The organism is Providencia vermicola, from assembly GCF_010748935.1.
GTDB classification, from domain to species: Bacteria; Pseudomonadota; Gammaproteobacteria; order Enterobacterales; family Enterobacteriaceae; genus Providencia; species Providencia zhejiangensis.
Genome location: NZ_CP048796.1, coordinates 4,150,356 through 4,174,598, shown reverse-complemented (window position 1 = coordinate 4,174,598; position 24,243 = coordinate 4,150,356). Strand labels below are relative to the sequence as shown.

Genomic DNA, 24,243 nt, shown 5'->3' with positions numbered 1-24,243 from the left:
TTTGAGTCGCCGACATCATTTTTGTGCACCTAATGGCCGGTTCTTTAGCCACCGAACGGCATGTTACATAGGAGAAACAGGGGTTGCTTTATGATGCTTGTGGATTGCTACCGCTCAATGAGGGGATGAGCGGTAGCAATATTTTTTCTGTTATTGCCAGACGTATTTCACGCCTAATTGGCCTAAGTAGAATGTTTGGCGGTTATGACTACCAGAGGTAATGCCGGCACCTTTCGGATTTTCCCAAGTACTCGGTTCAACAGCGAATCCACCCCATAATGTGATTTTGGGGGTTAAATTATAGAAAACTTGTGTGCCAACTCGGTAACCCTCTTTCACTTTCTGGGTCGTACGTTGGTTGCTGTCGTAATTGTGCTCATTTAGGTAATAGCGGAAGTACGGCATAATACTCCATTCTTGGTTTAGGGTAACTGGGAAGTAGCCACGGATTTGGTTTTGTTCCCATGTTTTATTGAAGTCTTTATCCCATGTCCAGTCGGTGTACATATAGAGTTTAGCGGTTGCCGAATCATTCACCTTGTAGACGATACCGTGCTCGGATTCCCACTCATAACTATTGGGGGCGTGGAAATTATCGTAGTGGTAAAACGCATCCCAGAAATTAAATGCCCACTTATCGTTGAAATTATAAGTCCCGCTAGGCATCAACCAAAATAGTGTGTTCGATGGACGCGCCATCGTTCCGGGAGCCGAGTCATTTGATTCTTTTCGGTAGGTCACGTTTAGGTTGAATTGCCCTACATCGCTCGAATACATTTTACGTGTTGCCCCAATTTGGGTACGGTTACGAATAAAAGAGTCTTTTGATGTAGAGAAATTATGGTTATAGCTTCTTAAAGACTCTTTGTGTTCAAGAAAGAAGCTCCATTTAGATTCAGGGTTTGATAAGAAGAGCTGGCCTATCATCGTTGTTTTGTCATATACCTTGCCGCCACTGGTATTATGGTGACCTTCAAATTTTTCTAATTCCATATAAACGTTAGACGTAATTCGCCAGTAGTCGTTATTTATAGGCTCAGCCGCTAATACTGGGGTAGCAAGGCTAGTAACAGAGAGAAAGAGTAAACCATTCAATGATATTTTCATGATGATCCTTTAATTTTTAATTATTGTTTATGAGGTAGCAGTGTTTGTTTTTGTTGAGGTGTAATAACCAGCCTTATATTTCCGATGGAGATATAGAGGCTGGAAAGTACAGAGTGAAAATAGGCGTTAATGTGTTGTGTTGTAGGTTTCACCGTAACCATAAGGAAACAGGATTTTATCCCCTTGAGGGTTCTTGATATTGACCGGCAGTTGCCCCTTAGGCATATTCAAAGGTTGTGTCTGTTGGTCTGCAAATAATGTGCGTAATCCACTACGAATATTCGTTTCCAGTGAATTACGGTTATTATTCGTAATATCAAATCCAGTAATGCCGTAGATAGCGATGTTAGCTTTAACGTCTTTCAAATAGGCGATATCGTAAGGGTTACGAGAGGAAATAACGACGAGCGGAATATTTGCTTTATTCGCTTCATCAATGATTATCTGAGCGTTAGTTGGATTATCTTTTAAGTTATAGGTGGTCAATAAGATCAGATCTTGGTTTTTTAATCGAGGTTTAATATCTTTTTCAGTGAGGGTGTTTTCCGCTAATTTGATCACGATTTCTTGGCTATCAATAGTGACACCCGTTTCATTAGCAATAGCATTTAAGTGTTTTTGAATTAATTCATTACGTGGTTTTTCATCGGAAATGACGAGTATTCTATTTTGTGGTTTCAAGATATAAGGCAGAACATGATCATTTTTGATCACCGTAATCGCTTGCTCTGAAACCATATTCTCCAGATCTTTATGGCCTTTAGAGGCGACAATCTGTTGAGCATTTTTTAAATCAACCGGTTGAGCGGTGATCTCTTGCTGTAATTTTTTCAGTATGACGCGTTTAGCCGACTCATCAATACGTTTTTGTAATTCAGGGTTTTTCTTAGCCTCACTTTCAAGATAGCGATACATATTGTCTAGACGAGTAATTGATTCGCTGTCCCACATTTTGATTGGCATAAGGATGATATCCGAGCCTGCTAATAAAGAGGTTTCTACAGCCCAATTCATATCAAAATTATCCGCAATCGCTCCCATATCCATGGCGTCAGTGATGATGAGGCCATCATAATTTAGCTCATCACGTAAAATGCCGTGTAGGATAGGTTTTGACAGCGTAGCGGGTGTTCCCACCTCTTTCCCTGTTAGCGTTTTGATCTTGCTGTTATCGAGGGCAGGCACAATGATGTGCGCCGTCATTACTGCGTCTGCGCCATGGTTGAGTGCATACTGGAAGGGCGGTAACTCTGTAGAGCGCCACTCTTGTTCATTTGAATTCACGACAGGTAAGTCTACGTGAGAGTCAGAGGAAACATTACCATGCCCAGGGAAGTGTTTTAGTGAGGTCAATAAATTGTATTTATGGATGCCTTTGATGTAATTGGTCGAAAGCTGTTCGACCAGCTCTTTATTATCCGAATAGGAGCGCACACCAATGACAGGGTTATTTTGATTGTTATTCACATCGACAACAGGGCCAAAGTTGATATTAAAGCCGAGGCTGGATAATTCATAGCCATGGATCATGCCGGTTAGCTCTGCGAGAGCTGGATTACGGGTCGCGCCTAAGGCCATATTACCGGGCATTTCGGTTCCGACACGAAGGCGAGTGACATAGCCGCCTTCTTGGTCAGTACCAATAAAGAGTGGCAAATTACTACGGGAAGCTTGTAGCTGGTTAATTAATTCCACCGTTTGGGGGGTATCAATTAAATTTTCACGAAACAAGATGACAGAACCTAAGTGGTATTGATTAATTACTTTAGAAACTTCCTCGTTCATGACCAGAAATGGAGCTGGCTCGCCTTTGCTATCCTGATTCCAATATCTGAAGTCCAACATAAATAGTTGGCCAATTTTTTCGGCTTCAGACATATTATTGACAATTTCTTCAGCAGATTTTTGTTTGTTTTTCCACAAAGTATCAAGCTGTGCTTGTGAAATAGGTTCAGCCAACGACACGGCGCTCAATAAACAGAGGGAAAGTAGAGTCAGATTTTTCATCGAGTTATTCCTAAGTTATTTTTCGATGAATAATAAGTAGGGTTAATTAATTATAAAGTGAGATAAATCACAGATAAGATTATTCTTATTTGTTATGAAAGAAGAATAGTTATCGATTTAACAAATTGTGCTATATTAAGTAGTGCATTGATTTTGTTTGATTAATTTTGTGGAATACTTAATATTTCTATAGAATAATTCCACTTTGGAATTATTCCCTTATGTGATCTAGGCTGTGAATTGCGTGAAAAGATTTAATTATCTAAACTATTAATTGAAACTGAATTTTTATTCTGATTAATGTGTAAAAAATGTTTTAATTATTAATTTTAATATAAAATATAGCGTTTAATAAAAAAGCCGTATTACTGTTATTACGACTTTTTTATCTTTTAAAATAAAGTGTTGTGTTCCGCTTATTATTGCCAAGAGTATTTGATACCAATTTGCCCCAAGTAGTAGGTTTGACTATGACTCCTTCCTGATGTCATATGATTGTTTATGGGGTATTTCCACTGTGTCGCTTCAATCGCTGCGCCACCCCAGAGTGTTAATTTGGGGGTCACGTTATAAGCGATTTGTGTTCCAATACGATAGCCGTTTTTGATCCGTTGAGTTAAATTTTTCTGGCCATCATAACTGCTGTCATTCAAAAAATAGCGAAAATAAGGCGTAATCGCCCATTTTTCACTGATCTTAATAGGGAAGTAGCCTCTTATTTGATCCCGTGCAAAAACTTGATTGAAATCTTTATCCCACACTCTATCGTTATATAAAGTGAATTTTGCTGTAACGGCATTCGAGTGTTTGTAAGTGACGCCGTGTTCAGCTTCCCACTCATAGTAGTTTGATGCTAAAAAGTTACTGTAGTAATAGAGCGCATCCCAAAAATCAAAAGACCATTTTTTATTAATTTGAATGCTACCTGCTGGCATTAACCAATATAAGCTATTGGATGAAAGCGCGGTGGTATTTGGTGCGGAATCATTGGATTCTTTTCGGTAACTTCCATTTAGACTGAATGCTGCAACCGCACTTCGGTAGAGCTGGCGGGTCGCGCCAATTTGAGTTCGATTACGGATAGAGGAGTCACGGGAACTCGAAAAGTCATGCCCATAATTTTTTAATGACTCACGATGTTCGAAATAAAAGCCCCATAATGATTGCGGGTTAGTCAGTGCAAGCTTACCTACCATGCTGACTTTGTCGAATACTTTGTTATTAAAGCTGTCTCGTTGACCTTGGTACTCTTCAACTTCGACATAAACATCTGTGTCTACATGCCAATAATCATTACTGGCTTGGGAAAAAGCGGTTGTTGGTAATATTATGACTGTGCTTAGAATTAAACCTTTAAAATATTCCATAATCATCCTTATCGTGAATGCTTTATTTGATGAAAATTAATAATGCAATGTTGATGACGAATAGCCGTTATCATTTTTTATTTAACAGTAAGGTGTTATTTATCGTTAACATTCATTTTTTTAAAACGTGTAAATAATTTAAGGTCGAAGCCAATGTGAATTTAATGTAAAAAAAGTCGCCTTGTCGAGTATTCTTGATAAGAGGTATGAAAGGAATATTTAAGATTATTAGTGGGATAAGTAATAAATCATATTGATGATTTATAGTTTATTTTTCTAGGGATGATAAAATGCGAAAAGGAATAATTTATTTTAGGGAGTTTTTGTTTTTGTGACTCACATAAATAAAATGAATTTTCTTTATTGTGGAAATATATTGTTTTTTATTAGCGTTATTATTCTTTTATTATGGCAGCAAATAAAAAAACCGCCAATAAATATTGACGGTTTATTCTCAATAAAAATAAATTATTTCGCGTTTTTCGCTTCAGCAGCCGCTTTAACAATCACAGCAAATGCGTCAGCTTTTAATGACGCGCCACCGACGAGTGCACCATCAATATCTGGTTGAGTGAAAAGCTCTGCCGCATTACTTGCATTAACAGAACCACCATATTGGATGATCACTTGTGCTGCGATGGCAGCATCTTTTTTCGCAATGTGGTCACGAATGAATTTATGAACAGCTTGTGCTTGCGCTGGGGTCGCTGATTTGCCTGTACCGATAGCCCAAATAGGCTCATAAGCAATCACTGCTCCTTGGAATGCCTGCGCGCCGAGTGTATTGAGCACCGCATCGATTTGGCGAGCACACACTTCTTCTGTTTTACCCGCTTCGTTTTCCGCTTCTGTTTCACCAATGCACAGCACAGGGATCAAACCTTGTTCTTTCAATACCGCAAATTTTTTAGCAATAAACTCATCGCTTTCTTTATGGTATGTGCGGCGCTCAGAGTGACCGATGATAATGTATTTTGCACCGATATCTTTGAGCATTTCCGCAGATGTTTCACCAGTGAATGCGCCGGAAAGGTTTACGTCAACGTTTTGTGCACCTAATGCGATACGGCTACCTGCAAGCGCATGTTTTGCTTGACCTAGGTAGATAGCAGGTGGGGCAATCGCTACATCGCAGCCATCAACACTGCTCAGTTCATTGCGTAAACCCGCGATCAGGTCATTAACCATATGGGTGCTGCCGTTCAGTTTCCAGTTACCCATTACCAATGGATGTCGCATGTTGTTTCCTCCAACCAGAGAGTTTGATTTATCAATAAGTGACTCGCCGCGCTGTTACATTTTGTGCAACGAGAAAAATGTTTCTGTCACTGTGCCTAAAATTGAGGTGTTAAGTATAAAGAGAATACATAACAATAGCTTTGCTTTTTATCACGCTGCTGACGATTGCTGTGATCCTTATCTATTTAAGGCGCTTCTGTTTCTAGCTTAATCGGTTCAACAGCAAAAGTAAGCACATTATTTTCACTTTTTACTAAAATGTAGCGTAGACCGCCTAAACGAACCTCTTCGGCGTGGACGGCATCTTTATTCGCCATAAATTTATTTAATGCGAGGGTTAATTCAGGCGCTTTATCGACAGAAATGTTTGGGTCAAATTGATGGATAATCGCCATAATATAGCGCTCTGCTAATTGCCTATTCGCTTGAGTATCTTGACGCTCTTCTGGCAGTAAAGTGACTTGTAAACTTTTAATCTTTTCGCTTCCACGCTCAAGAACAGCGGATGAATATAGGTGAGCATTAATTCGAGAAGCGGCACGAATATAGGGAGCCGAAATATCTTGGCTCGCTATCACCTTGTATTCATGTAGCGGTAACGTCGGATTGGTTTGATTAAACTGGTTACGTAACTGAGGGATAGTGAGGTCGAATGAGGGCGCGTCAGGGGCTAAGTAAGCCACTTCAAAGTCCGTGTTAGGCAGTGTCGGTACTTTTTGTGCAAATGTCAGTTGTGGCAAACCAAGTAGAAAAACGGTTATGATGATAGGGATTGAACGGAGTGCGGGTTGTTTCATTTGTTTTGCCACTCATTTTAGGGTTTTTAATAGTGTATCAGGATCTGGTGTAATGACATTACAACAATGGGCCTTCTCCTTCAAAGGGCGAATAGGTCGTCGACCTTTTTGGGCGGGCATCGCCTTATGCTTTATTTTAATGACGGTTATTGTGCTTTTGCAAAATGCATTGCGCTTACCTGAAATCGTAGTGATCGTGTTGTTTGTATTGTTGCTATACCCGTTAGCGGCAATTTTTACCAAACGTCTACATGATAGAGGAAAACCCGGCGGCTGGTTTGCATTAATTATTCTTGCATTTGCCTTGTTTTCCATGGATGTCAGCCAATTAGCACCTGTTTGGCAATGGGGAATTGGGCGTTTTTTACCTCTTTTAATCGCCATGATTATGTTATTAGACTGTGGTGTTTTTGTCGGGATGGATTCTGAAAATCAATACGGCAAAAAAACACAACCTGTTGATTATCTTTCTTGATCCCCTATATCACGCATTAAGGGGATCTTAGGATGACTACCAATATTGCTCACTGCTGATATGACCCGGTTTACGGCGTAAATGTTTGCGCATATCACGGGTTTTTATCAGTACTTCTCGTGTGTCTTTAACCATTTCAGGGTTACCACATAGCATTACGTGGCTGCTAGCAGCATCAAGGGAAACTCCTGTAACGTTTTCGAGCATCTGGTTTTCAATTAATGCAGGCACTCGCCCATATAAAGCGCCTTCACACTGCTCGCGGCTGACAACGGTCACCAAATGGAGCTTTTCTGGGTAGCGCTCGGCTAGCTGTTTCATTAAAGGAAGATAACTTAGGTCTTTTTGATAGCGGACGGCATGTAAAAGGATAATTTTTTCAAAACGCTCAAGATCCTTACCTTCTTGTAAGATAGAGAGAAAAGGACCTATTGCTGTGCCCGTTGAGAGCATCCAAAGATGCTGGCAGTCAGGGATCTCATCCAAAATAAAGAAACCAGACGCCTCATCAGTGACTTGCAGTGTATCTCCTACACGCAATTGGGCAAGTTTAGGGCTTAATTTCCCGTTAGGGACGACGACAAAGTAGAATTCAAGTCGATCATCGCTGGGAGCATTGACGTAAGAGTAGGCGCGTTGTACACGTTCTCCCTCGATTTCCAAGGCAAGTTTTGCAAATTGACCAGCGATAAAAGGTTTAATGGGGGCATTGATGACTAAGCTAAAGAGTGACTCGGTCCAAAATTTTGCTTCAATAACAGTTCCGTTAACCCAATTGGCCATAAATTTTCACCTCTGAATTTTTTTCAGCTTTGCGACTTATCAGAGTTTCATACTAAATCAGTTTACTATTTGCGCTTATCGATAAAGTGTTCCAGTGAATTATTCTTTTAAATGGTGCACTGCTAAATTTAATGTACAGTTTTATTGCCATATGTGGCGAATTTTGCTGACGTTGGCATGCTAATTAAAATGCTATCCTATCTCGAAAAAAAAATTCAATTTGTTATCTTAGTCGCGCAGCAGCTAACGATGGGATAACGGCTGCTTTATCAAATAAAACAATCGATAACACTCTGGGGTGTTCCCCTGAAATAAAGCTTTCATGTTATTTGTGTCTAATGACACAGCTAGGCTGTGCGCTCAGGATGATAAAATTAGTTTGAGAAGAAAATGAGAAAACTGGAAAATTTTAATTTACTGATCTTGCTGATTGCTTTAGCGGCAGTGGGGCAGATGACGCAGACGGTTTATGTACCTGTCATTGCGGATATTGCCGTGTATTTTGGACAACCGTCCGGCTCTGTGCAACGCGTCATGGCGGCCTATCTCTTTACTTATGGTTTTTCTCAGCTGATCTATGGGCCGTTGTCAGACCGAATTGGTCGCCGTCCCGTGATTTTAGTGGGAATGGTGATCTTTTTACTCTCAACGTTACTGGCTATTTTTGCGCCTACACTGGATATTTTAGTGCTCGCGAGTGGTTTGCAAGGTCTGGGAACTGGCGTCGCCGGTGTTATGGTTCGTACCATGCCTCGCGATCTTTATAAAGGCACTTCATTACGCTATGCGAATAGCTTATTAAATATGGGTGTATTAGTGAGTCCTTTAGTGGCACCGATGTTTGGGGGCTTATTAGCCCACTTCTGGGGCTGGCATGCGTGTTATATTTTCTTATTTGTATTAGGCGCCACTGTACTGTTAAGCATGTATCGCTGGTTGCCTGAAACAAGACCTGTTTCACCAGAAAAACACAAAATGCTCACTTCATACCGTCAATTATTATCAACGGGTTCTTTTGTGTCTTATTTAATCATGTTGATTGGCGCATTAGCGGGTATTGCCGTTTTCGAGGCGAGTAGCGGAGTGTTGATGGGCGGCGTACTGGGCCTTAACAGTATTACTGTCAGTATTTTATTCATTATTCCTATTCCAGCGGCGTTCTTTGGGGCTTGGTATGCAGGGCGTGATGGTAAAAGTTTTTATCAGTTAATGTGGCAATCGGTCATTTGCTGTCTGATAGCTGGCTTAATGATGTGGATCCCTGGTTGGTTTGGCACAATGAATATCTGGACTTTACTGGTACCGGCTTCTGTCTTTTTCTTTGGTGCGGGTATGTTATTCCCGCTTGCTACAACGGGGGCCATGGAACCTTTTCCCTATTTAGCGGGGGCGGCGGGCGCCTTAGTCGGCGGTATGCAAAATGTGGGATCCGGCATAGCAACTTGGGTGTCCGCGTTATTACCCCAAAATGGGCAGTTTAGTTTAGGGTTATTAATGTTCTTGATGTCAGTACTTGTTTTATTGTGTTGGCTGCCATTAGCACATCGCATGGATAGGACTGAACATACGGTATAATCCTCAGTTGCAGGCGGTACGCAATACCGCCTGCTCTAGCTTAGAGAGTTAAAGGCGCAGAAAAATTCTTGGTGCTAGCTGACCACAGTGTGTCGTTTTCTACACGCATATGCAGCGGTGTGTTATCCATCGCAGCAATCAAATCAATGTGTTGATCTCGCTGATTAAAAACAACGGGCCGATTGTAATCTAGCCACTGAGTATTCTCACTGAGCGGTATGGATGTATTTTGGTTTAATATTAATGTATTAGGATGAATATCGTCTTGTAAGTGCCTATCGATATAAACCTTAAGCCCTGTGATAGTTAATTTGGGTGTACTGTCGATATTGCCGATAATCGATAATTGCTCTCCCTGTCGTGATATCATCCATTGCTCTTGGGGAACTTGCTCTTGAATTTGCCCTGAGCCATCATCCAGCAGTAAGGTTAGCCAATAAGTGTATTGTCCTTCTGGCAGTTGCATCGCTGAGATATCCACGGTTTGATTAATATAGGCATCAGACAGCAGTAAACTCTCTGATTCAACATCATAAGCTATTGGCGTTACATATTTATCGATAACCTGCTCTAAGTGATTGATGGGTGAAAATGTGTGCACACCGTGAGGTAAGGCATGTTCTCCCCACGGATCACGTAATGAAAAATATTGTTTTTGCCGCTGCCCATCTTTCACCCAAATAGCACATAACACACTGTCTTGAGTTATTTTCTGTTTGTCGATTTTTCCAGTGGACATATCAATCAACGCGGTGTCTGTTGCTGACCAAAATAGTTTACTGCCTTGCCAATAGTCATCGAGCGTCAGCTGAGGAGTCGGGGATGTGCTATCCCACTGGCTAAATAGGCGGTTTGCCAAAGCATTGGGGTTGTTGTAGGTATAAATGGGCTTATCGAGTTGTTTATCGGTATTGATTTTGGCTAATTCAAGTTTGACGAGTTCCCCTTTGTCAGGAAGATTGAGGTTGATTGTTGTTAAGTCCGTGACCGCTTGTAGATGTTCGGTCAATAGACCATATTGAGTCGCGTAGGTCACTTTAAGTGCATAGTGCATGTCGTCACTGTAAGGCCGACCTGTTGCTGTGATTAAATTATGGTATGGCGCTGGTAGGTGACCACGTGTTCGTATTGGCTTGAGCGTGCTATAGGGGTGAAGCTGACCATTTGGCATGGTTAAGATTGAAGCATTGATCCAATAGACAGGGACATCTCGTTGATGGGCTAATTCATAGGGAGAACTCGTTGGGTAAAACTGCGCGAAATTATCTTCCGTGAGTGTCTCCCATTGATGACTATTATCTGACCAACGCTGATAATAACCGTCACCAGCGAAACCATGATCTTCAATATCTTCACCTTCTAGAGCGTTTGGCTGCCAGCGTAATTTTTGTCTCAGAAATTGTTGTATACGCTGAGTAAAATAATCGGAGTGGGAAGTGAATGCATTAAAAATATCATGGCCTGCATCACTTAGGTAAGGATATAACATAGGCAACACTTCAGCCACTTGGCCTGTATACGCATTGATGTACTTGTAAGTCATATATGACTGTGCCTGTTGGTCAAATGCGATGTTGAAGCCGTTGTGTTTCTTATCAAATGGGTAAGCCGTGCTAGGCTCCGTAGTATGGTGCAGACCAAATCCATGTCCATACACTTCGTGCCACATGACATTGGCATAAGCGACACCACTACCTTGGTTTTTCCATGCTAAGCCAAGTAGGCTACTCACGCCTGTCGGAGTCAGTGAATAGTAATTAAAGTCACTATCAAGTCCATTTGTTCGACTGGTTTCGATGCTGCGATGGGAACCCCAAGAAATTTGTTCGCTGTGATGAGGATAAAGGCCGCTTAACCTATCATAGGTCGGCATAAAAAGTGCTGCGCGATGTGTGATTTGTGGCTCGAGAGGTAAAAACTGCGACAAAGCTGGGTAACTATATAAGGTAAATGCGTTAGTGGGCAGCTTGGCTGCGGCTTCCATCCCCCAGCTCAGGGGGGAATAGGCATAAACACCTTGTCCATGACGATAAAGGCTATGGTTCGTGACACGCGAAACCATGTCATTGCTTGTGCTAATTTGGGGAGTAAAGATACCGTGGTGATCGGTGTACGGCATCACCACCGGGGTATCACCTACCAATAATTGCAATTTCATACCCGGTTGTATCCATTGACCTTGAAGCGGAGCCGTATAACTCTGCTGATGCAGCTCATGGCTTTTTATGGTTGGCGTATTTGGAATAACAGGTAATTGCTGAGGTAAATTTTCTGGTCCAGTTAAACGAATTCGCCCAATTTCTTGGTCATCTTTATCCATCACGACTGCGGTAATGTCTGGCGCATTCGCGGAGGATGGGCTTGTGATATCAACTTTTAATAATGCCCAACGATTGGCCGTGAGTACGAAATAGGGGGCATCGGGGCTTTGTAAATGGGTCTGTGCGAGCTGGATGGTGTGAACTTGCATATCTACCGGTACGTGATTGCCACGCGCAGCAGGCTCATGGTAGATCGGATCAGGTAGTGTAAAGACTCTTTTCCCCGGGTAGTTTGTCACAGGGGCATCGTCTGATTGTAGTTGAATCGACATGGGGGCGGAATATTGGCCATTTTTCAAAATGGCCATAAAGTCAAATTGATCGCTCCCTGAAAAAGGGCTATCGCTATTTGCCTGATAGAGCCATTCACCTGTTTGATGGTTGAGTCTGACCTTGCCAAATGTTGGCTCCTCAAGTAAACGGTATTCAATAACATCTGGGTGAGTAGGCAATTTTCCCGTTATTGCTCCGATGACCAAAGAGGCGGCTTCTTCTCTATGATTTTCAGCGATAACAAAAGGCAATGTCTGATGTTGCAAACCCAAATTGAAGTTTTCAAGGGAACGCTTTAATGGGTCGAAGAGAGATAGCACCTGCTGATTTTCATCATAGCTTACATGCAGCGATTGGGTCTGCGCTTGGGACCGTAGATAATGCTGTAATTGTGCAACAAATTGCTCGGATGATGTGATCGGTAAGTCAGGCGATTTAAATTCACTCTTTAGCAAATGTACACGCTTGTCCGTTTCGCCTGCCAGTGATAAAGAAAGATGTGTTAATTCTTTCAGGCTATTCGCATACAGTTTGAAGGTGTGTGTCGTGCCATTTTCATCCTCTGTCGATGCTATGTGTGTGGGATTGATGGATATATGGGCGGTTGGTCGATTTTGTTTCAGTTGAAATTGAGTAAAATAAACATCATCACCTTGAATAATAATATGATTATTTTGATATCTGACGGATACCATTGTGTCCACGTGGTCGGTGATCCGCTGATTAATGTGTTGTTCTATTTCTTGTACTAATGATTGCCATGAAGGGTGAGATGACAGAGGGATATCTTCTAAGATAAAGGGCGTCGTGGCTTCAGCCGTGTGTAGCGTGAGTGAAAAGTACTCAGTTTGAGCAAGCATTTCTTCCGTTAAATTCAGCGTATTTATTGATGTTGAAGGCAACTGAATGGTTTGCTGATAATGAGATTGCCTTAATGAAGGTTCGGTTATTGTCGGAATAGGGTCTGAACTCACTTGAACGTCAGCGGTGTCATACTCTAAGGCGTCATCAGGAACCGGTTTATAGTCTTCACCATGACAAGCTAATTGCCAATAAAGTGCGAAGTGAGGCACTTCCCCCTGCGTCATTATTGTGGCTTGAATAGGGTAGCTTTCACTTGATTTTATATTATGAACTTGATTGCTTTCAGGGTCCTGAATGTGGCTGACTGAGTTTATTTGATAAGAGAAGGGCTCTGAACCTCTGCTGGTTAACCATAAGTCACCATCTTCAGGTGCCGTGACTACACCACTAAATAGCCATTGAGTTGGTCGGCTACGAGCAGGTAGGGGATCATTTGAGTTTGCAGAGAGCATATATTCTGCAACTCGCGTTGTTTCGTTAGTCAGCGGATCCCAGTCACTTACGGTCACTTGTAATCCCTTTCTCTTAAGGGTGACCGCTGGAATGGTGACATGTTCTTCATGGTTTTGTTGAGGATGAATGTCACTGATTAATTGTTGAATGGCTAGGCTGGGAACATGATGAGTTGGGCTGTGTAAAATAAAAACACTGCCGCCAGTCAGCTCCATCCAATGGCGGATTAACGCCACTTGTTGTTGATTCGCATTTGCTGGTAATACGACGATGTCATAATGGCGATGCCATTCACCACTGGGGAGTAGGGCATCTGCTAGTTGCTCTGCGGCTCGATGGTCGTTATCTTGCCAATGGTGTGGCGAGTTAAAGCTATCAACAAATAGATTGTGTTTGGTGTGAAAATCAAACCCAGAAAATTGTTCGGTATCGACCGCACTTAATAGGTAAGTTTTGCGGCTTTCATGAGCAATTCGTGGTTTTCCTGCTAACCAACTGATCAGTTGAAAGGCCGTATTGCCCACCTTGGAATCGGTTGGACCTTGGTGAGATAATGCAGCGAGTAGTGCCGAATCATCGCGTATTACCGCAACACGACCACGATTCTTGTAATAGCCTAGCTGTAGTTTTTTTTGCTCAACTTCATGCACAATAATGGTATTGATGGCTTCATTTTGCGGATGATCGAGAGGTGTTGTGTTTATATTAGAGGCTTCTCTATGCTGAGGGTGGTGAAGTACATGGTCGGGCACCACTTCAAACCCATTCCCAGCATCCCAATAAAAGCGAAATTGTGGCACTAAGCCATCTGTAATGGCGGTAAATCGGATGGGGTATTGTTCCCCTGATTTGAGATGGTCGACGGTGATACCATCAGCGATTTGTTGTTGGCTTAAGTCGATTTTTTGCTGATTGATTTCAAGCGATAACGGTGTGTTATGCTGATCAACCATGAAGAGATATTTTCCATCCCGTGGCACATTGAGTACTCCCTCATAAACCCACTGGCTTTGAGAGGGCCTTGCCGTTAAAGGCGTCGTGTTATTTCTTAAATCCGAAATGGCAACAGATTGTGTCATAACAGGGAGATTTGGATCTGCCATATCATAAACAAACGCTAACAAACCAGATTCATTTTTTTCTTCTTGTGGTAAAGATACGGCCTCTTTTTGGTTATCCATAACCTATCTCCGTTGTTGAACAGTGGCTTTTATTCCCTATAAAATCAATTGGATATTTTAAGTTATTAAAATGTGGCGTCTAATTTATTATTAATATACTAATAAGCTAATTATTTAATTAATCGATGGCGCGGTCATATAAAAAAGGCAACACCGAAGTGTTGCCTTTTTGTATGGGTTAGTGAAACGTGGCGTGAAAACTAGGCGCGATCTTCCCACTCTTGCGCTCTTGCAACCGCTTTCTTCCATCCTTCATATTTATAATTACGTTCTGTTGTTTCAATCCCCGGTTTGAAGACGCGTTCGATGCTTGCTTTTGATTGCAGTTCATCAAGGCTATTCCAAAAACCAACGGCTAAGCCGGCTAGGTACGCGGCACCTAAAGCGGTGCTCTCACGCACTTGAGGACGCTCAACAGAAGTCCCTAAAATATCCGCTTGGAATTGCATTAAGAAGTTGTTTGCGACCGCACCGCCATCAACACGTAGCGCTGCAAGGCGTGTTTCAGCATCCGCTTGCATTGCATCCAACACATCACGAGTTTGGTAAGCGATGGACTCCAGTGTGGCACGAATAATATGATTACGGTTTGCACCACGTGTTAAGCCAAAAATAGCCCCACGTGCATACGGATCCCAGTATGGTGCCCCTAAGCCAGTAAAAGCAGGTACAACGTAGACACCGTTACTGTCTTTGACTTTAGTGGCGAAATACTCGGAGTCAGTCGATTCATCGATCAGCTTCAACTCATCTCGTAGCCATTGAATGGATGCGCCACCGACGAAAACAGCCCCTTCCAGTGCATAATTGACTTCACCTCTTGGACCACAAGCGATTGTGGTAAGTAGGCCATGGTTTGAACGAACCGCAGTTTCACCCGTATTCATCAATAAGAAACAACCGGTGCCATAGGTATTTTTTGCCATACCCTGTTTCACGCATAATTGGCCATAGAGTGCTGCTTGTTGGTCACCAGCCATACCTGAAATAGGAATACGTGTTCCACCTTTACCACCGATGTTAGTTTGCCCATAAACCTCAGATGATGGACGAACCTCGGGTAGCATTGCTCGTGGAATATTTAAGGCTTTTAAAATCTTATCATCCCATTCCAGATTGCGGATATTGAACATCATGGTACGGGAAGCATTGGTATAATCTGTTACGTGAACACGCCCTTGCGTCATTTTCCAGACAAGCCAAGTATCGACTGTGCCAAACAGCAGTTCTCCTTTTTCAGCACGTTCACGTGCTCCTTCCACATGGTCCAAAATCCATTTGACCTTGGTGCCGGAGAAGTATGGGTCAACAACCAGCCCAGTGTTTTGACGAATATACTCTTCTAGTTCCCGATCATTTTGTTTGAGATGCGTACAAAAATCAGCGGTACGGCGGCACTGCCAAACAATGGCATTATAAATTGGCTTACCTGTCGCTTTTTCCCAAACAATGGTTGTTTCACGTTGGTTGGTGATCCCGATACCCGCAACTTCGTCGGTACGAATATCTGCTTTCGCCAAGACTTCAATCAGTGTTGAGCTTTGTGATGCCCAGATTTCCATCGGGTCATGTTCTACCCAGCCTGGCTTAGGGTAGATTTGGGTGAATTCACGTTGAGAAATACTGATAATGTTGGCGTCGTGATCGAGTACAACGGCCCGCGAACTGGTTGTTCCCTGATCAAGAGCGACAATATATTTTTTCTCGATATTTGTTTCTGTTGTCATAATTTAAACCTGTTCCGGTGATGATTAAACGTTTTTACTCGCTGTTTTTGATTGCTCGTCTTTTTTCGTATGAATGAAACCGGGTAAATGACGAGTAATCAGCATGCGATAACCAAATGCACCAATTAACGCACCTACAATAGGAGCAATTAATGGGACAAGAAAATAAGGAATTTCACGGCCACCCGTGAGCGCAATGTCTCCCCAACCAGCAAAATAGGCGACGACTTTAGGGCCAAAATCACGAGCTGGGTTTAAGGCAAATCCTGTCAGTGGTCCGAAAGAGCCACCAATAACAGCGATTAATATACCAATTAGAAGAGGTGCTAAAGGACCGCGTGGAATACCATTACCATCGTCAGTGAGTGCCAAGATTAGGCAAAGTAGAATCGCGGCGATAACGACTTCAATAAAGAAGGCATGCATTTCGCTTAGCTGTGGTGCTGGGTAAGTGGAGAAAACACCCGCAGTAAAGAGACTTTCTTGTGTGCCGCGAACAATGTGATGAACTTGGTCGTAGTCAATGAATACAGGGGAGTACATGGCGTAAACTAAGGCAGCAGCAAAAAAGCCGCCTAACATTTGCGCAACAATATAAGGGGCAACTTTATGTCTTTCGAAACTCGCGAATAACCATAATGCGATGGTTACAGCTGGGTTAAGGTGAGCTCCGGAAATACCGGCTGTTAGATATACAGCGAGAGCAACACCAAAGCCCCAAATAATACTGATTTCCCAGAGACCGAGTTGTGCTCCCGCGATACGGACGGCAGCAACGCAGCCTAATCCGAAGAATACGATGAGTGCAGTACCTAAAAATTCTGATATGCACTGACCTGTAAGTGTAGTTGTGGTCGTTTGGCTCATATCTTTCTATCCTACGAAAATTAAAATTATTGTAATGTTTTTCAGATTAAGATCTTCAAAGTGAAAACCTATAGTGTAAATTTATCGTTAATGAGCGCAAACGAGAAATATCGAAATTGAAATATGTGTGTTACATCACCAAAACGAAAAAGAACGACCAAAAATAGTGACGTAATCGACCTTTGCAATGTGATCCGACCAGTGTTTTAAAATAAGTGATTAAGGGAATCAGAGTCAAGCTACTAGACACAGGGGATCATGCTACTTACAATCGATAATAAAGCTTACATGGGAGGTTAGAAGAATGTCATTTGAAGTATTTGAGAAATTAGAAGCAAAAGTCCAACAAGCGATTGATACAATCACATTGTTGCAAATGGAAATCGATGAACTGAAAGATAAAAATAGTGCACTCGTTCAAGAACTCGATAACGCGAAATCAGGTACTGAGTCACTCGTACGTGAAAATGAACAACTGAAACAAGAGCAGCAGACTTGGCAAGAAAAGTTGCGTGGGTTGCTCGGCAAAATGGAAGAAGTTTAAATACCCGTTATGTTTCGCGCCGCAGCAGTGCTGGCATCTCTCGGTTGCCTGATGCATATCTAGTGTATGTTCATCGGGGTCACTTGCGAATCGCTGCCTAGCTGCAACTCGAATAATTTAGGGTATTCAGTTAACGAGTTTCAATTCGTTAGAGCGGTATGTTTATTCATCAAGATAACAGTAATTTGGTGTTTAACGGCAACACAGGCTAGTTAGAGTGTTATACATTCAAGACGTTATGACGCCGTGTATGTTTGCCGTCATAGCTTGTGATGGCGACCCAGTTACAATACGAACGGTGTAGAGTATTTGGGAGAGTAATGGCTTTAATCATTTATAGCTGTTACTGATACTTGTAGGTGACATATTGGCATTAAAAGCTGACATGCTTGATGGGGTAGTGAGATTAACACCGCTACCCTTTGTGATATAGATACAGCAAAACGTGTTCTACCGAAAAGAAGGGCCGATATCATCATCGGCCCTTCTTTTTTAATGGAATTTGTTTATTTAAGGCCTAGAGGTCTTCATCGTCAATGACTTCAAAACCTGCACTATCCTGCGTTGCAAGAGGCTCTTCTGACAGAATAATGCCTGTATTATCGGCATAAAGGTAGTCACCAGAGAAGAAGGTAACGCCGCCAAAATTAACGCGGATATCACTTTCCCCAATCCCTTCATCTGGGCAACCGCTCGGTATTGCAGCAATGGCTTGAATACCCAGATCGAGCTCCATCAATGCATCCACTTGGCGTACAGCACCGTATATCACAATGCCTTCCCAGTGGTTATCGACCGCTAATCTAGCGAGCTCTGCATCAATGAGTGCTTTACGCACAGAACCGCCCCCATCGACGAGGAGAATACGGCCATGGCCATCTTCTTCCAGCAAATCATACAGTAGGCCATTGTCTTCAAAGCACTTAACCGTAATGATTTGACCGCCAAATGAAGTACGCCCACCAAAATTGGAAAATAGAGGCTCTACCACATTGACGCTTTCTTGGTAGATATCACAGAGTTCGGAAGTATCATATTTCATAGTGTATAGGTCTTTTTTTGCTGCAAGAGAGATAAAGTATATCCCTTTTAAGAGGTGATTGGCAAAATTCACCTCTTAAAAATAGGGGGGTCGAGTCAAAAAATAAGCAATTATTTACTCAATACTACACCGATAGAAAAGAGAACGTTAGTGAATAGTGCTGCTTTCACCATGTTTTCTAGCATCGGACGCATGCCTTCGGGTGTCGGATCACTGAGTACACGGCGAATATGATTCATCAACATAGGCACCGCCAGTAAAAATAACCAGCCGGCCCAACCGTGCAGATACAGTAAATTAAAGAAAGCTAGGCATAAAATCGCGATAATAATGATAGCTGCGTGATAGATCCTCGCACCTTGAGGGCCTAAACGTACCGCGAGGGTATTTTTGCCCGCTTTAATATCATTTTCGATATCGCGCATATTGTTAATATTGAGCACTGCAACTGAAAGTAATCCACATGCCGTTGCAGGTAAGAACGTGATCATATTAAAGCTGTTGGATTGCAAATAATATGTGCCAATAACACTGAGCCAGCCGAAGAAAATAAGAACAGAAATATCCCCTAAGCCTAGGTAACCATAAGGTTTTTTACCAACGGTATAGGTGATTGCCGCAACAATTGCAACTAACCCTAACACTAAGAAGCCGATAGCGTCTTCTGGTTTTTCACAAGCGACTATAATTAACAGCAGCCCTGAAATACAGGCAGCGATAATATTAATTTTGAGCGCTTTTTTCATATCTGCTTGGGTGATGACCCCTTTTTGCATGCCACGCAGAGGGCCTATACGTTCGGCAGTGTCAGAGCCTTTCACGGCATCGCCGTAATCATTAGCAAGGTTAGACAATATTTGCAGTAAACCTGCTGTAATGAGTGCTAAAAGGGCAACTGGCCACTTAAACGTGCCCATTAAATAGGTTAACGCAGAGCCAGTGATAATCGCAATCACCCCTAGAGGCAGGGTTTTAGGGCGTAAACTTTCTAGCCAGGCCTGCTTACGGCTAATAGAAGTAGATGAGCTCATTCAATAATTTCACAGGTTTGTTATGTTCAATATCATTAATAAGCCCTCACATGACATACCTTATGACTCTCGTTTCATGAGAGCGTCCTCATGGACAGCATAGGTCATGGTTTTGTGAGAAGCTGAATATTTGCTGCTTAATCTCATATTATAAAGTACAACGATGAATCACCGTTGTACTTTATTAGATGCATATTAAGGATACATGAAAACCTGATAATTAATAAGCTTATAAAATAAATCTACTCAGATCTTCATCAGCCACTAATTCATCTAGGTGTTGTCTGACGTATGCCGCGTCAATGTGAATGGTTTGACCGTTACGTTCACTCGCATCATAGGAGATATCCTCCATTAGACGCTCTAAAACAGTATGTAAGCGACGAGCACCAATATTTTCAGTCGACTCATTCACTTGCCATGCGGCTTCTGCAATGCGGCGAATACCATCTTCTGTGAACTCAATTGTGACACCTTCTGTTGCCATTAAGGCTTTGTATTGTTCAGTCAGCGAGGCATTTGGCTCCGTCAGAATACGTACAAAGTCTTCTGTCGTCAGTGCTTGTAGTTCAACTCGAATTGGCAAACGACCCTGTAATTCAGGGATCAGGTCAGAAGGGCTAGAGACTTGGAATGCCCCAGAAGCGATAAACAGAATATGATCTGTTTTGACCATGCCATGCTTAGTTGAAACAGTACACCCTTCGATCAATGGCAGTAAGTCACGCTGGACACCTTCACGGGAAACATCAGGGCCGGAGCTTTGTCCACCTCGTTTACAGATTTTATCGAACTCATCGATAAATACGATGCCGTGTTGCTCAACCGCTTCGATAGCCTGCTCTTTCAACTCTTCAGGGTTGACTAACTTGGCTGCTTCTTCTTCAACCAAAAGTTTAAAAGCTTCTTTTATCGTCATCTTACGTGCTTTTTGTTTTTGGCCCGCAAGGTTTTGAAACATAGATTGCAGCTGATTAGTCATCTCTTCCATACCTGGAGGAGCCATGATTTCAACGCCCATTGGCGCGGCAGCAACTTCAATTTCAATTTCTTTATCGTCTAACTGGCCTTCACGTAGTTTTTTACGGAAAGATTGACGCGCTGGTGAGTGCCCATCAACAGGCTCTGATTGGCCCCAGTTATTTTTTGCTGGTGGAATCAAGACATCGAGAATACGCTCTTCGGCTAATTCTTCTGCACGATACCGATTTTTTTCGATAGATTGCTGACGTACCATTTTGACAGCAGAGTCTGCGAGGTCACGGATGATAGAGTCTACTTCTTTACCAACATAGCCAACTTCAGTGAATTTTGTTGCTTCAACTTTGATGAAGGGGGCATTAGCAAGCTTTGCCAGACGGCGTGCAATTTCCGTTTTACCAACACCAGTTGGTCCAATCATTAAAATATTTTTTGGCGTGACTTCATGGCGCAACGTTTCATTCAGTTGCATACGACGCCAACGGTTACGCAGGGCGATTGCGACAGAACGTTTTGCCTTATTTTGACCAATAATATGGTTATCAAGTTCGCTAACTATTTCGCGTGGAGTCATTTCGGACATACAGGCAATCCTTATGATTTTGAAGAAATTTCTTCAAAGTTGACATTGTGGTTGGTATAGATACAGATATCACCGGCGATAGACAGTGCTTTTTCAGCAATTTCACGAGCACTTAAGTCGGTATTTTCAAGTAATGCGCGTGCAGCGGCTTGTGCATATGAGCCACCTGAACCTATAGCAATTAAATCATTCTCTGGCTGAACGACATCACCATTCCCTGTAATAATGAGGGAGGTATGTTCATCAGCAACAGCAAGTAGCGCTTCGAGTTTGCGTAGCATGCGGTCAGTACGCCAATCTTTTGCTAGCTCAACAGCAGCTTTAGTTAAATGGCCTTGATGTAGCTCAAGCTTGCGCTCAAACAACTCAAAAAGAGTGAATGCGTCAGCAGTGCCACCGGCAAATCCGGCAATAACTTTGTCGTTATATAAGCGACGAACTTTGCGGACATTGCCTTTCATGACGGTATTACCCATCGTCGCCTGCCCATCTCCACCAATTACGACCTGGCCATTACGGCGAACACTTACGATTGTTGTCATGAGTTAGCCCCTGGTTTTATGACGAAAAAATGCGGCGTATTAATTTTCCCAATTACCGACCTTCTTAAATCGGTAACTGGAAATAAACAAAATGCTGTAATAGCCGCTCTTGATAGTACGTTACAACAGTACATGGGGGAGGGGATTATATTTTTCAACCCCCAGAGGCACGAAGAATACAACCAGAAACACCGACGCTACTTGCTCGATCGCGCATTTTTTCTGCTGTTGCCTTAGAATAAGGGCCAAGCACAATACGATGCCAACCACCACCAACAGTGATTCTGCTCTCGATTCCTGAGAATGCGAGAGTGGCTCGGACAGATTCAGCCTGCTCGGCAGTACGGAAAGAGCCACATTGTACGAGCATATTTTGTAAATTATTGGCTGGCTTACTTTCAGATTGTGCAGGTGACGACTGCGCTGGTTGTGTAGAACGCGTCTCTGTTTTTGTCTCAGGCGGCGTTGTAGGCTTGTGCCGCACGGGTGGACTCACCGGCTGAGTTGGCTCATTGATGATCACTTGTGAGCGCGGTACAGGCTGCCCGTTATAAGGAACCTCCTGTAAATTGGTTACAGGACCACGTCTATCTGAATCAATTTGCTCCAAGAGCTGACGCTGTTCAGGTGTCAGATCGGATGGACGCATAATATTGCCATTCTGGCTGTTTGGTTGCTGAATATTTGGCGTATCAACACCACGTCGTTCCAGCTCTTTAATATAGCGCCAGCGCTCCTCGGGTTTTGGCGGCAGAGTATTGGTCGGCGCTGACGGTGGATTAGCCCCCACATTCTGCGGCGACTCTTTTTTATTTTGAGTGATATAGAAAAGGCCACCAACAAATAAAACCACAATGCCGACGGCAACGACCAATGTCGTTATCGGCAGTCCTTGTGCTTTCTTTGATTTACCTTTACTGGTTTTTCGGCGGGCTGGTGACCGCCCACGAGCTACATAATCTTTTTGTGCCACGCTGTTAATTCACTAGTTTATTGAGTGTCTGTGATTATTCAGTTTTATACTTGCATATCTCAAGCTGTAGTTGATTCGTTAGGCTGATTGACAATAATGGCCTATTGTTGCAGGCATTTCACTATTGTTCGGATCACCACTTAAGCTGCACCTTGAATAAGTTAGAACATACATGTTACTTAACCTGAACGACTTTGCCTAGCTTTTAGGCGCTTTTGCACTCTCTCTGATGATTAAATCAGAATCTAGGAGGCGAGAACCCGGAGTGACACTATTACCCTGTAGTTGTTCAAGCAGCAATAACATAGCATGTCGACCAATTTCATCTCGGGGATGGTTAATGGTTGTTAATGCCGGCAGTGTATACTTGGCTTGTTCTAAATTATCAAACCCGACGATAGATAAATCGTCAGGTAGCGTTAAACCTAATTTTTTAGCCTGCCACATGGCGCCGATTGCCATAATATCGCTATGACAAAAAATAGCGGTAGGAGGTTCCGGTAGCGATAGCAGAGTTTTGACTGCTTCAGCGCCACTTTCATGGGTAAAATCGCCTCGAACAATATAATATTCCCGCAATTTTTCGCCGGTACGTAGCATCGCTTTTTTATAACCTTCTAAACGATATTGGCTGTGAGGCATATGCTCAGGCCCTGCAATACATGCAATGCGCTTATGACCTAATTTTTGTAAATAATGGGTGGCATTAAAGGCTGATGTTAGGTTATCGATATGAACAGTCGGTAATTTTAATTCAGGCGAGAATTCGTTAGCCATAACGATTGGCGGTAAATTTTTTTGTTCTTCTGCGGATACATCAAACGGTAAGTTCGACCCTAACAGTACCATCCCATCGATTTGCTTTGTGATGATTAGATTAATAAAAGCGCTTTCTTGCTTTTGCTGATGTTTGCAGTCACCAATCAGTACAAAATAGCCTTCTTGTGCGGCAACTTTTTCAAGTCCACAAATAACATCACTAAAAAAAGGGTCGCTAATATCAGGCACTATCGCCAAGATCGTTTTCGATTCGTTACGTTTGTAGCTTCTCGCTAGGCTGTGTGGATAATAGCCCACGTCCATCACTGCTTGCTCGACTTTTTGACGAGTTTGTAATGAGACCTTTTCAGGCGTCATTAATGTTCTAGAGACAGTCGCCGTTGATACGCCCGCTGCTTTAGCAACATCTTTCATGGTTGCAGTAGCATTTTGTTGTTTTTGTTCCACAACGCCTTCCTTACGTTTAGTTAATCGATTGCTTTTTTGAATGGCGCAAAGACGTCATCGCTTCAAGTAACGAGTTATTCTAATTGGTTTAACAATAATATCTGTTACCTAGTTTACATAAAAACTGTGACTCACGTCATTTTTTAGAGCTGGTTCGCAAATATTGAAAATAGTTAGCATAAAGTTTCTGAATAAAAAGGAGGGATAATATCTGGTGAGTCAGTTTGTATGATTGCAGGTGATCGCAGGAAAAAAGTGCGGCTATTTGCATATCAAAAGAGGCT

The 24,243-nt window shown here is 42.5% G+C and carries 18 protein-coding genes; 3 read left to right on the top strand and 15 right to left on the bottom strand.

What is annotated here, in order from left to right; all coding sequences use genetic code 11:
* Window positions 1-150: 150 nt before the first annotated feature.
* The 5 genes from G3341_RS19010 to G3341_RS18990 all read right to left on the bottom strand — a co-directional run bounded on the left by G3341_RS19010 (window position 151) and on the right by G3341_RS18990 (window position 6,517).
* Window positions 151-1,107, bottom strand: coding sequence for an OmpG family monomeric porin (locus G3341_RS19010; RefSeq protein ID WP_163863352.1), 957 nt, complete (start codon window positions 1,105-1,107; stop codon window positions 151-153).
* 126 nt (window positions 1,108-1,233) lie between these two features.
* Window positions 1,234-3,114, bottom strand: a complete 1,881-nt coding sequence (locus G3341_RS19005; RefSeq protein WP_154623653.1) for a glycoside hydrolase family 3 protein — start codon at window positions 3,112-3,114, stop codon at window positions 1,234-1,236.
* A 419-nt stretch (window positions 3,115-3,533) separates the two neighbouring features.
* Entirely contained in the window at window positions 3,534-4,481 is a 948-nt protein-coding gene (locus G3341_RS19000) for an OmpG family monomeric porin (protein ID WP_282560474.1), read from the bottom strand.
* Between the two features lie 468 nt (window positions 4,482-4,949).
* Window positions 4,950-5,720, bottom strand: coding sequence for a triose-phosphate isomerase (gene tpiA, locus G3341_RS18995; RefSeq protein WP_154623342.1), 771 nt, complete (start codon window positions 5,718-5,720; stop codon window positions 4,950-4,952).
* A gap of 185 nt (window positions 5,721-5,905) precedes the next feature.
* Entirely contained in the window at window positions 5,906-6,517 is a 612-nt protein-coding gene (locus G3341_RS18990) for a DUF1454 family protein (RefSeq protein ID WP_154623343.1), read from the bottom strand.
* Between the two features lie 52 nt (window positions 6,518-6,569).
* Here G3341_RS18990 and G3341_RS18985 point away from each other — a divergent pair, with 52 nt between their 5' ends.
* Window positions 6,570-6,992 (top strand): DUF805 domain-containing protein, encoded by a 423-nt coding sequence (locus G3341_RS18985; protein ID WP_154623344.1) that lies wholly within the window; start codon window positions 6,570-6,572, stop codon window positions 6,990-6,992.
* 36 nt (window positions 6,993-7,028) lie between these two features.
* Here the strand turns inward: G3341_RS18985 and fpr are convergent, their stop codons facing one another.
* Window positions 7,029-7,775: a ferredoxin--NADP(+) reductase gene (fpr, locus tag G3341_RS18980; protein WP_154623345.1), complete on the bottom strand. Its 747-nt coding sequence runs from the start codon at window positions 7,773-7,775 to the stop codon at window positions 7,029-7,031.
* A 390-nt stretch (window positions 7,776-8,165) separates the two neighbouring features.
* Between fpr and emrD the strand changes: the two genes are divergently transcribed.
* Window positions 8,166-9,350: a multidrug efflux MFS transporter EmrD gene (gene emrD, locus G3341_RS18975; protein WP_163863350.1), complete on the top strand. Its 1,185-nt coding sequence runs from the start codon at window positions 8,166-8,168 to the stop codon at window positions 9,348-9,350.
* A 40-nt stretch (window positions 9,351-9,390) separates the two neighbouring features.
* On the opposite strand, the gene G3341_RS18970 is transcribed toward emrD, so the two are convergent.
* From G3341_RS18970 to G3341_RS18960, 3 genes are all read right to left on the bottom strand, one after another.
* Complete coding sequence (locus tag G3341_RS18970) at window positions 9,391-14,442, bottom strand: hypothetical protein (protein WP_163863348.1); 5,052 nt, start codon at window positions 14,440-14,442, stop codon at window positions 9,391-9,393.
* A gap of 200 nt (window positions 14,443-14,642) precedes the next feature.
* Window positions 14,643-16,169 carry a glycerol kinase GlpK gene (gene glpK / locus G3341_RS18965; RefSeq protein WP_154622272.1) on the bottom strand — a complete coding sequence of 509 codons (1,527 nt, stop codon included), beginning with the start codon at window positions 16,167-16,169 and terminating at the stop codon, window positions 14,643-14,645.
* 24 nt (window positions 16,170-16,193) lie between these two features.
* Complete coding sequence (locus G3341_RS18960) at window positions 16,194-17,036, bottom strand: MIP/aquaporin family protein (protein ID WP_154622271.1); 843 nt, start codon at window positions 17,034-17,036, stop codon at window positions 16,194-16,196.
* Window positions 17,037-17,340: 304 nt separating this feature from the next.
* Here G3341_RS18960 and zapB point away from each other — a divergent pair, with 304 nt between their 5' ends.
* Entirely contained in the window at window positions 17,341-17,580 is a 240-nt protein-coding gene (gene zapB / locus G3341_RS18955) for a cell division protein ZapB (RefSeq protein WP_154622270.1), read from the top strand.
* Between the two features lie 517 nt (window positions 17,581-18,097).
* On the opposite strand, the gene rraA is transcribed toward zapB, so the two are convergent.
* From rraA to cytR, 6 genes are all read right to left on the bottom strand, one after another.
* Window positions 18,098-18,622 (bottom strand): ribonuclease E activity regulator RraA, encoded by a 525-nt coding sequence (gene rraA, locus G3341_RS18950; RefSeq protein WP_154622269.1) that lies wholly within the window; start codon window positions 18,620-18,622, stop codon window positions 18,098-18,100.
* Between the two features lie 110 nt (window positions 18,623-18,732).
* Entirely contained in the window at window positions 18,733-19,653 is a 921-nt protein-coding gene (locus G3341_RS18945) for a 1,4-dihydroxy-2-naphthoate polyprenyltransferase (RefSeq protein ID WP_154622268.1), read from the bottom strand.
* A 229-nt stretch (window positions 19,654-19,882) separates the two neighbouring features.
* On the bottom strand, window positions 19,883-21,217 hold the full coding sequence (hslU, locus tag G3341_RS18940; protein WP_154622267.1) for an HslU--HslV peptidase ATPase subunit: 1,335 nt from the start codon (window positions 21,215-21,217) through the stop codon (window positions 19,883-19,885).
* A gap of 11 nt (window positions 21,218-21,228) precedes the next feature.
* Window positions 21,229-21,759 (bottom strand): ATP-dependent protease subunit HslV, encoded by a 531-nt coding sequence (hslV, locus tag G3341_RS18935; RefSeq protein ID WP_154622266.1) that lies wholly within the window; start codon window positions 21,757-21,759, stop codon window positions 21,229-21,231.
* Between the two features lie 154 nt (window positions 21,760-21,913).
* Window positions 21,914-22,732, bottom strand: coding sequence for a cell division protein FtsN (gene ftsN / locus G3341_RS18930; protein ID WP_163863346.1), 819 nt, complete (start codon window positions 22,730-22,732; stop codon window positions 21,914-21,916).
* A 198-nt stretch (window positions 22,733-22,930) separates the two neighbouring features.
* On the bottom strand, window positions 22,931-23,926 hold the full coding sequence (cytR, locus tag G3341_RS18925) for a DNA-binding transcriptional regulator CytR (RefSeq protein ID WP_432279740.1): 996 nt from the start codon (window positions 23,924-23,926) through the stop codon (window positions 22,931-22,933).
* Window positions 23,927-24,243 lie beyond the last annotated feature (317 nt).

What these genes read in the sequence shown, in the direction of transcription:
- G3341_RS19010 (WP_163863352.1), bottom strand. Translation starts at nt 1,107, where the DNA reads ATGAAAATATCATTGAATGGTTTACTCTTTCTCTCTGTTACTAGCCTT.
- G3341_RS19005 (WP_154623653.1), bottom strand. Translation starts at nt 3,114, where the DNA reads ATGAAAAATCTGACTCTACTTTCCCTCTGTTTATTGAGCGCCGTGTCG.
- G3341_RS19000 (WP_282560474.1), bottom strand. Translation starts at nt 4,481, where the DNA reads ATGGAATATTTTAAAGGTTTAATTCTAAGCACAGTCATAATATTACCA.
- tpiA (WP_154623342.1), bottom strand. Translation starts at nt 5,720, where the DNA reads ATGCGACATCCATTGGTAATGGGTAACTGGAAACTGAACGGCAGCACC.
- G3341_RS18990 (WP_154623343.1), bottom strand. Translation starts at nt 6,517, where the DNA reads ATGAAACAACCCGCACTCCGTTCAATCCCTATCATCATAACCGTTTTT.
- G3341_RS18985 (WP_154623344.1), top strand. Translation starts at nt 6,570, where the DNA reads ATGACATTACAACAATGGGCCTTCTCCTTCAAAGGGCGAATAGGTCGT.
- fpr (WP_154623345.1), bottom strand. Translation starts at nt 7,775, where the DNA reads ATGGCCAATTGGGTTAACGGAACTGTTATTGAAGCAAAATTTTGGACC.
- emrD (WP_163863350.1), top strand. Translation starts at nt 8,166, where the DNA reads ATGAGAAAACTGGAAAATTTTAATTTACTGATCTTGCTGATTGCTTTA.
- G3341_RS18970 (WP_163863348.1), bottom strand. Translation starts at nt 14,442, where the DNA reads ATGGATAACCAAAAAGAGGCCGTATCTTTACCACAAGAAGAAAAAAAT.
- glpK (WP_154622272.1), bottom strand. Translation starts at nt 16,169, where the DNA reads ATGACAACAGAAACAAATATCGAGAAAAAATATATTGTCGCTCTTGAT.
- G3341_RS18960 (WP_154622271.1), bottom strand. Translation starts at nt 17,036, where the DNA reads ATGAGCCAAACGACCACAACTACACTTACAGGTCAGTGCATATCAGAA.
- zapB (WP_154622270.1), top strand. Translation starts at nt 17,341, where the DNA reads ATGTCATTTGAAGTATTTGAGAAATTAGAAGCAAAAGTCCAACAAGCG.
- rraA (WP_154622269.1), bottom strand. Translation starts at nt 18,622, where the DNA reads ATGAAATATGATACTTCCGAACTCTGTGATATCTACCAAGAAAGCGTC.
- G3341_RS18945 (WP_154622268.1), bottom strand. Translation starts at nt 19,653, where the DNA reads ATGAGCTCATCTACTTCTATTAGCCGTAAGCAGGCCTGGCTAGAAAGT.
- hslU (WP_154622267.1), bottom strand. Translation starts at nt 21,217, where the DNA reads ATGTCCGAAATGACTCCACGCGAAATAGTTAGCGAACTTGATAACCAT.
- hslV (WP_154622266.1), bottom strand. Translation starts at nt 21,759, where the DNA reads ATGACAACAATCGTAAGTGTTCGCCGTAATGGCCAGGTCGTAATTGGT.
- cytR (WP_432279740.1), bottom strand. Translation starts at nt 23,926, where the DNA reads ATGAAAGATGTTGCTAAAGCAGCGGGCGTATCAACGGCGACTGTCTCT.